Origin of the sequence: Streptosporangium sp. NPDC023825, from assembly GCF_040639575.1 — a bacterium.
Classification (GTDB): Bacteria; Actinomycetota; Actinomycetes; order Streptosporangiales; family Streptosporangiaceae; genus Streptosporangium.
Window position 1 is genome coordinate 1 of the sequence record NZ_JBFAAE010000122.1, and the last position, 7,513, is coordinate 7,513.

A 7,513-nucleotide genomic window follows, 5' to 3' on the forward strand; every position below is an offset into this window, starting at 1 on the left:
AGACGATGATCAGCCGCCGGCGCGGGTAGCGGTCGGCCAGGCCGCCCAGCAGCGGTGCCGGGGCGCCTGGCGGCGGTCGAACCGGCCGTCAGGGCGTCGGCGGCCGCCTCGCGGCTCTTCGACTTCCGCAGGACCGGGCAGGGGCCGGACGCCGCCTGGACGATCAACGGGCTGCCGTTCCGGCCCGGCACCCCGCTGGCCCGCCCCCGGCTCGGCACCACCGAGGTCTGGCGCCTCACCAGCGACTTCCACCACCCCGTGCACGTGCACCTGGCCCACTTCCAGGTGCTGTCACGCAACGGCCGGGTCCCGGCGGCCACGGACGGCGGCTGGAAGGACACCGTCGACCTCCGCCCGTACGAGGTGGTGGAGGTCCTGGTGCGTTTCGAGGGCTTCCGGGGGCGCTACATGATGCACTGCCACAACCTCGAACACGAGGACATGGCGATGATGGCCGACTTCGAGGTGGTCTAGACGAGTGAGCCTGGTCAGGGGCCGCGGGCGATCGGTTCGACACCAGGGCTCACTCGCCCGGATCACCCGGTTCGCTCGTGACCGAGAGCGATCGGAGGGCACTCTCAGGGCATGGACGCGAGCAGGAGCAGATCGTCTACACCGACGAGCGGCGCGAGCGTGACCTTGCCCGGCTGCGGGAGATCATCGGCGGAGAGCCCGATCCGGAGATGCTCCGGCTCGCCCGCCGGCGCGACGCGGAGTTCGCCGCCCGCCGTGGCCACGCCGCGTGATCGGACGCGTTCCCGACACGAGCGCCCTGCCGGCCTGGAGTCGCCGAACATCGCCGTACGTCGACGCCACGGTGTGGTCGCGCAACCCTTTCCCGTTGCGGGCCCTTGCCGCCGACGTGGAGATCGACCTCATTCCGTAGAGGGTGCGGTCCCCGGGCGGACAGGAGCCACCCGCATGTCCGATGATCGGGTGTGCTCGATGCGGGGAAACGCTCCGCCCGCCCGGCCGGAGGTTCGCCAGGAGCGCGTCGGCGTGGCGGAGCGGCCGTTTGGGAGCCTCCTGTCGAGGAAGCCGTAGCATCGGCGGTCCACAGGAGGGATGGGAACGTTGGCGGAACGACTGGTGGTCATCGGCGGCGACGCCGCGGGGATGAGCGCGGCCTCCCAGGCCAGGCGCCGGCGCGGGCCCGGCGACCTGCGGATCGTCGCCTTCGAGAAGGGCGCGCACGCCTCCTACTCGGCCTGCGGCATCCCCTACCTCGTGGGCGGGGAGGTCTCCGACGTGGAGTCGCTGATCAGCCGGCGCCCGGAGGTGTTCCGCGACGAGCTGGACATCGACCTGCGGCTGCGCAGCGAGGTCGTCGAGATCGACCTGGACCGGCGCGCGGTGGCCGTGCGCGACGAGCGGGGCGGCCGGGGCTGGGAGCCGTTCGACCAGCTCGTGGTCGCCACCGGCGCGGTGCCGGCCCGCCCGGACCTGCCCGGTGCCGACGCCGAGGGGGTGTACGGGGTGCAGACCCTGGACGACGGCATCGCGCTGCTGAGGGCCCTGGAGGACGAGCCGCGCAGGGCGGTGGTGGTCGGCGGCGGCTACATCGGCCTGGAGATGGCCGAGGCGATGGTACGGCGCGGGCTGGAGGTCTCGCTCGTCGACGCGGCCGAGCAGCCGATGGGCACGCTCGACCCCGACATGGGCGCCCTCGTCGCCGACGCCCTGCGCGATCTGGGGGTGAAGGTGCACCTCGGCGAGCGCATCGAGGGCTTCGAGGAGTCCGGCGGGCGGGTCACGGCGGCCCGCACCGAGAACCGGACCCTGCCCGCGGACCTGGTGGTCCTGGGGCTGGGCACCCGGCCCAACAGCGCGCTGGCCGAGGCCGCGGGCATCCCGGTCGGCGAGACCTCGGGGATCGTGACCGACCGGCGGATGCGGACCCCGGTGGAGGGCGTCTGGGCCGCCGGTGACTGCGTCGAGAACTTCCACCGGGTCTCCCGGCGGCCGGTGGCGATCGCGCTCGGCACCCACGCCAACAAGCAGGGACGCGTCGCGGGCATCAACATCGGCGGCGGGCACGCCTCCTTCCCCGGCGTCGTGGGCACCGCGGTGTCCAAGATCTGCGAGTACGAGGTGGCGCGCACCGGCCTGACGACCGCGGCGGCGGAGAAGGCCGGGTTCGAGCCGGTCGGCGGGATCGTGGAGTCCACCACGCGCGCCGGCTACTACCCCGGCGCCCGCCAGATGAAGATCAAGACGATCGCCGACCGGGGGACGGGCCGCCTGCTGGGCGCCCAGATCGTCGGCCAGGAGGGCGCGGCCAAGCGGATCGACGCCCTGGCCGTCGCCATCTGGCACGAGATGACGGTGGAGGAGATGTCGGGGCTCGACCTGTCGTACGCTCCCCCGTTCGCCCCCGTGTGGGACCCCGTCCTGATCGCCGCGCGCAAGGCGTCCGAGCACATCGACCGCCTCGACGGGAAGGCCTGAGCGCCGGCTCGGCGTCCCTCGTGCACCGTCTCCGGGAAGCGCTTCGGCCCTCGGCGGGCATCACCGATGACGCCGGTGCCGACGCGGCCGTCGTACGCGCGGCTCGGGTCCCTCACGTGCAGGAGCTCCCGCAGCTGGACGTCGAGCAGCCGCTGCCCGAACCCCCCGGGTCGGAGACGTAGTGGGTGGGGTACCAGGTGGCTCCCTCAGGCCGGCCTGAGGTGGGGCCGGGGCTGGGGGAGTATGTCGAGCGAGGGCGCGCGCCGGGCGGTTTCGAGGCCTGGAGTCGTGCCGCCAGGTCCTTGTCGTCCAGGGCGACGAAGCCGTTGAGCGCCACCGGGAACGCGAGGCTCGGCGGGTGGGGCAGGTGCCGCTCCAGCCGTTCGCGGAGGAACGGCTCGATCCACCCTGCCCGGTCGCCGAGGAGGGGGATGCGCTCGAACAGGGCGAAGGTGATCACGCACAGGAGAAGACAGAGGCCGACAGGGACGATCATCGGGGCCAGCGTCGACCAGGTCCACTTGAACAGCCCCAAAAGCAGCAATGGAAATGCGAACAGGCTCATGACACCGAAGAAACCGAAAATCATCCTCGTGACGTCGATTCGTGCGTTCATACGCTCGGACTCGTATTTGATCTCCGCCGCGCCCCTCACTCCCCGGCTCGGAAGGTGCCATCGGATTCCCGACACCGCTTGGAGCTGAGCGGTCCGGACGCGGAGGGTCCAGACCGAAACCGGTCCGCCGTCCAGCAGGCTCAACACCCCCTGTTCGACGGGGTTGTCGCCGGTGGCGCCCGTGACGGCCGTGACGTGCCCTTCCCTGGACACCCGGATCCGGCCGCTCACCGCGGTCATCGCGAGTGCGAGATCGGCGGCCCGCTGCCGGTCACCTGCCAGGTACGCCACTTCGTAGGGAGTGGGCGAGGAGGGTAAAGGACTAATCTTCCGCTCCTCGCGAAGGATGGACCGGAACCGCGTGAGTTCGACGAATACATGGATCCAGACCATGGCGTGAATCACGCACACGGCAATGATCGCGATGACCATTTCGCACCTCAAAGCGAAGAGAAGATCTCCTGATATTTACTTTGGATGCTGTTTCATCGTGAATGGTTCGCTGGATCCCGTGCCGGTGGCCCAGGCCCGAGGTCGCCGCGCCGGCTCGCGGCGCGCGGCCCGACCGGCGCACGGCTTGCCGCCCGCGGCCCGACCGGCGCACGGCGCGGCACGCTCGCATGATCGCCTGGTCGCGGGAAAACCGGGGAGATGGTTGGGCCGGATGAGAGCGGGCAAGGGCGAAGAATCGAAGGCCCGATACCGACAAGGAGGAGCAATGCTCACATTGACGGACACGGCTGCCCAGGTAATCCGGGATCTCAGCTCGCAGGTGACAGACTCTCCGGATACCGGGGTTCGCATCTCATCCCAGAGCGACGGGACCGGATCGCTCGTGCTCTCGATCGCGGAACACCCCGAGTCCGCCGACAGGGTGGTGGAGTCGGAAGGAGCACGGATCTTCCTCGACCCGCAGGTCGTGGACATGCTCGACGACAAGTCGCTGGACGCCGACGTCGACGAGGGGGGCGGCGTCGCGTTCCTCGTCACCGAACAGCATCACTGATCGTCCGGGACGGACACCGGCACGCGGGCCCCGGTCCCTTCGAAGGGACCGGGGCCCGTGCGTGTTCTTCCCGGGGGTCTTTCCTGGGAACTCTTCCCGGGAGTCTTTCCTGGGAGCGGGGCCTTCTCCGAAGAAGGCGGCACCGACGAAGGCGGCACCCCTTGCGAAGGCGTGGGTGAGGGTCAGGCGCGGGCGCTGCTCAGGGCGAGCGGGTCCCTGGGCGCCGCGGGCTTGGCCTTCTCCATCTCCTCACCCAGTTCCTGGAGCCTCTTGCGCCCCATGGCCTCCCGCACCTGCGGGAACCACTCCTGCTCCTCCTCCTCGACGTGGTGCCGCACGTTCTCGATCAGCACCGTGACCTTGGCGTCGAACCGCTCGTCCTTCGGGTCGAGCTTGGACAGCTCGGAGAGCATCCAGACCACCACGTGGTGCTCCTCGACACTCTCCAGGATGTGGTCGGAGGTATCCGGAACGCTCTCGCGGGCGGCCGGGTAGAAGATCTGCTCCTCGATGTGGGCGTGGGCGGTGAGCTCCTCGATGATCTGGTCGACGAGTTCCCGCTTCTTCTTGTACGCCCGCTCGCCCGCGCTCTCGAACTCCTTGAACAGCTTCTCGACGGTCTTGTGGTCGTCCTTGAGCAGAACGATCGCGTCCATTGTTCTCCTTAGTCGATATATGCAGATATGTACGGTTTGGTTATGGGTTGAGCAGGACCTTGATGGCCCCGTCCCGCTTCTTCTGGAAGATCTCGTAACCGTGCGGCGCCCGGTCGAGGGGGAGCCGGTGGGTGGCCAGGTCCATGACCGCGAGGGGGTCGGCGTCGTCGGTCACCAGCGGCATCAGGTCGTCGATCCAGCGCTTGACGTGGGCCTGGCCCATCCGCAGGGTGACGCCCTTGTCGAACATCCTCAGCATCGGCATCGGGTCGGCCATGCCGCCGTAGACGCCGACGACGGAGATCGTGCCGCCGCGTCGTACCGTGTCGACGGCCTGGTTGAGGGCGGCCAGCCGGTCCACGCCCGCGTTGGACATCAGCGGGGCGGCGAGCGCGTCGGGCAGCAGGCCGGTGAGGGCGTGGGCGAACTTGGCGACCGGGGAACCGTGCGCCTCCATGCCGACCGCGTCGATCACGGAGTCGGTGCCGCGCCCGCCGGTCATCTCCCTGACCACTTCGGGGATGTCGCCGGTCACGGAGGCGTCGAGCACCTCGGCGCCGTGCCTGCGCGCCATCGCGAGCCGCTCGGGCACCCCGTCGACGCCGATGACCCGGTAGCCGAGATGCCTGGCGATCCTGCAGGTCATCTGCCCGATCGGGCCGAGCCCGAAGACGGTGACGCTCCCGCCGTCGGGGATGTCGGCGTACGCCACCGCCTGCCAGGAGGTGGGCAGCACGTCGGACAGGTAGACGAACCGCTCGTCCGGCGGCCCCTCGGGGACCTTGATCGGGCCGAACTGCGCCTGCGGGACCCGCAGGTACTCGGCCTGCCCGCCGGGGACCTCGCCGTACAGCCTGGTGTAGCCGAACAGGGCCGCGCCCATGCCCTGGTCGCGGACCTGGGTGGTCTCGCACTGGGCGAAGAGGTTCAGGCCGCACATGTGACAGTGACCGCAGGAGATGTTGAAGGGGATGACCACCCGGTCGCCCGGCTTGATGGCGGTGACCTCGGGGCCGACCTCCTCCACGACGCCCATCGGCTCGTGGCCGAGGATGTCGCCCTGTCCCATGAAGGGTCCCAGGACCTCGTACAGGTGCAGGTCGGAGCCGCAGATCGCGGTGGTGGTGACCTTGATGATCGCGTCGTTCGGCTCCTTGAGCACCGGGTCGGGAACCTCCTCGACCCGTACGTCGCGCCTGCCGTGCCAGGTGAGAGCTTTCATGATCTTCTCCTCGGGGGTGTCAGCGCAGCCGGGGCAGGACCTCTTTGGCGTAGAAGTCGAAGAAGGCGTCCTGCTCCTGGCCGATCTGGCTGATGTAGACCTCGTCGAAGCCGGCGTCCACGTACTCCTTGATCGCCCTGACGTGCACCTCGGGATCGGGGCCGCAGGGGGCGGCGATGTCGTCCTCGGTCACCATCTCGGCGAGCTCCTCGAAGTGGCGGGGCAGCGGCAGCAGCTGCGAGGCCTCGCCCTGAATGCCCTGGGTCGGCCAGATCCGGTGCGCGGTCTTGCGGCCGGTGGCCTCGTCGGCGGCGTGACAGACCTTCAGCCCGCCCTGGGAGGGCTTGCCCGCGCCGCCCGCCTTGTGGAACTTCTCCACCAGCTCGGCGCTCGGGGAGGTGCAGATGTAGCCGTCGGCGATCTTCCCGGCCAGCTGCACGGCCTTGTCCCCGAAGGCGGACATGTAGACGGGCGGCGGCTCGTCGGGAAGGGTGTAGAGGCGGGCGGTGTCGACGCGGTAGTGCTCTCCCCGGTGGGTCACCAGCTTCCCGCTCCACAGCTCCCGCATGAGCTCGACCGCCTCCTCGAGCATCTCCAGCCGCTCGGAGGCCGGGGGCCAGCGCGAGTCGACGATGTGCTCGTTGAGCGCCTCACCGGTGCCGACGCCGAGCCGGAACCGGCCGCCGGACAGCGCCGCGCTGGTGGCGGCGGCCTGCGCGATGATCGCCGGGTGGGTGCGGACCAGCGGGCAGGTGACGGCGGTGGTGATGGGCAGCGAGGTCGCCTCGGCCACCGCCCCGATCACCGACCAGACGAACGGGCTCTGGCCCTGCACGTCCAGCCAGGGATGGAAGTGGTCGGAAATCCACAGACCCTCGAAGCCCGCCCGCTCGGCGAGCTTGGCCTGCCGTACGAGCTCCGCAGGCCCGTGTTCCTCGCTTGACAGAAAGTATCCGAATGCGGTCATTTTCCCCTCCCCGATCATCTGAGCTGCAGTGACGTCTCCCTTACCCCGTCCGCGAAGGTCAAACGAGGGGGTGTGCGGGGGCTGGGGCGATCTCCCCTCTGACCTCCCCGAGGAGGCGGCGCAACTCGGCGGCGCGCTCGGCCGGGGCTCCTGCCCGGCGCTCGGGGCGGGGACCAGGGGCGGGAAACCAGGGCAGGGGACGTCGCCGGGCCGGTGACGGACCCGATCGGTACGGCCGGGCCACCGAGACCAGGCCGGTACGAACAGGCCGCGGGCCGGACCCGGTACGGCCAGGTCGGGAGCCGTACCGGTCCGGCCCGATCGGTCCGGCCCGATCGGTCCGGCCCGATCAGTACGGCCAGGTCCAGTCGCGGATGTCGGCCGGGTCCTCGCCGTGCTCGCGGGTATGCGCGCGGGCCTGCAGCCGGGCGTCGGCCATGTGCTGGCGCAGGTGCGCCGAGCGCTCGGCCAGGCCGGGCACCCGGTCGATGACGTCGATCACTAGATGGAAGCGGTCGATGTCGTTGAGCATGGCCATGTCGAACGGGGTGGTCGTGGTGCCCTCCTCCTTGTAGCCGCGCACGTGGATGTTCTCGTG

Annotated in this window: 8 protein-coding genes and 1 pseudogene; 4 read left to right on the forward strand and 5 right to left on the reverse strand. The window is 70.2% G+C overall.

The annotated features are described in order from the left end of the window. Positions 1–54: 54 nt before the first annotated feature. The 3 genes from AB0G15_RS42900 (at position 55) to AB0G15_RS42910 (ending at position 2,448) form a co-directional block, all read left to right on the forward strand. A complete protein-coding gene (locus AB0G15_RS42900; protein WP_362851401.1) occupies positions 55–474 on the forward strand; it encodes a multicopper oxidase domain-containing protein in 420 nt (139 codons plus the stop codon). A 77-nt stretch (positions 475–551) separates the two neighbouring features. Further along, on the forward strand, positions 552–746 hold the full coding sequence (locus tag AB0G15_RS42905) for a hypothetical protein (RefSeq protein WP_362851403.1): 195 nt from the start codon (positions 552–554) through the stop codon (positions 744–746). A gap of 319 nt (positions 747–1,065) precedes the next feature. Further along, on the forward strand, positions 1,066–2,448 hold the full coding sequence (locus tag AB0G15_RS42910) for an FAD-dependent oxidoreductase (RefSeq protein ID WP_362851405.1): 1,383 nt from the start codon (positions 1,066–1,068) through the stop codon (positions 2,446–2,448). A 112-nt stretch (positions 2,449–2,560) separates the two neighbouring features. Here the strand turns inward: AB0G15_RS42910 and AB0G15_RS42915 are convergent, their stop codons facing one another. Beyond that, positions 2,561–3,496, reverse strand: coding sequence for a TIGR04222 domain-containing membrane protein (locus AB0G15_RS42915; RefSeq protein WP_362851407.1), 936 nt, complete (start codon positions 3,494–3,496; stop codon positions 2,561–2,563). A 403-nt stretch (positions 3,497–3,899) separates the two neighbouring features. Between AB0G15_RS42915 and AB0G15_RS42920 the strand changes: the two genes are divergently transcribed. Beyond that, positions 3,900–4,070 (forward strand): hypothetical protein, encoded by a 171-nt coding sequence (locus tag AB0G15_RS42920; protein WP_362697178.1) that lies wholly within the window; start codon positions 3,900–3,902, stop codon positions 4,068–4,070. 182 nt (positions 4,071–4,252) lie between these two features. Here the strand turns inward: AB0G15_RS42920 and AB0G15_RS42925 are convergent, their stop codons facing one another. The 4 genes and pseudogenes from AB0G15_RS42925 to AB0G15_RS42940 all read right to left on the reverse strand — a co-directional run. Beyond that, the gene (locus AB0G15_RS42925; RefSeq protein WP_362851409.1) at positions 4,253–4,726 is read right to left on the reverse strand and encodes a hemerythrin domain-containing protein; all 474 of its coding nucleotides are present in this window, start codon (positions 4,724–4,726) and stop codon (positions 4,253–4,255) included. A gap of 40 nt (positions 4,727–4,766) precedes the next feature. Further along, on the reverse strand, positions 4,767–5,948 hold the full coding sequence (locus AB0G15_RS42930; protein ID WP_362851411.1) for a zinc-dependent alcohol dehydrogenase: 1,182 nt from the start codon (positions 5,946–5,948) through the stop codon (positions 4,767–4,769). A 19-nt stretch (positions 5,949–5,967) separates the two neighbouring features. Further along, positions 5,968–6,915, reverse strand: coding sequence for a TIGR03557 family F420-dependent LLM class oxidoreductase (locus tag AB0G15_RS42935; protein WP_362851413.1), 948 nt, complete (start codon positions 6,913–6,915; stop codon positions 5,968–5,970). A gap of 349 nt (positions 6,916–7,264) precedes the next feature. Continuing rightward, positions 7,265–7,513: pseudogene (locus AB0G15_RS42940) on the reverse strand (phosphoketolase); the annotation flags it as partial.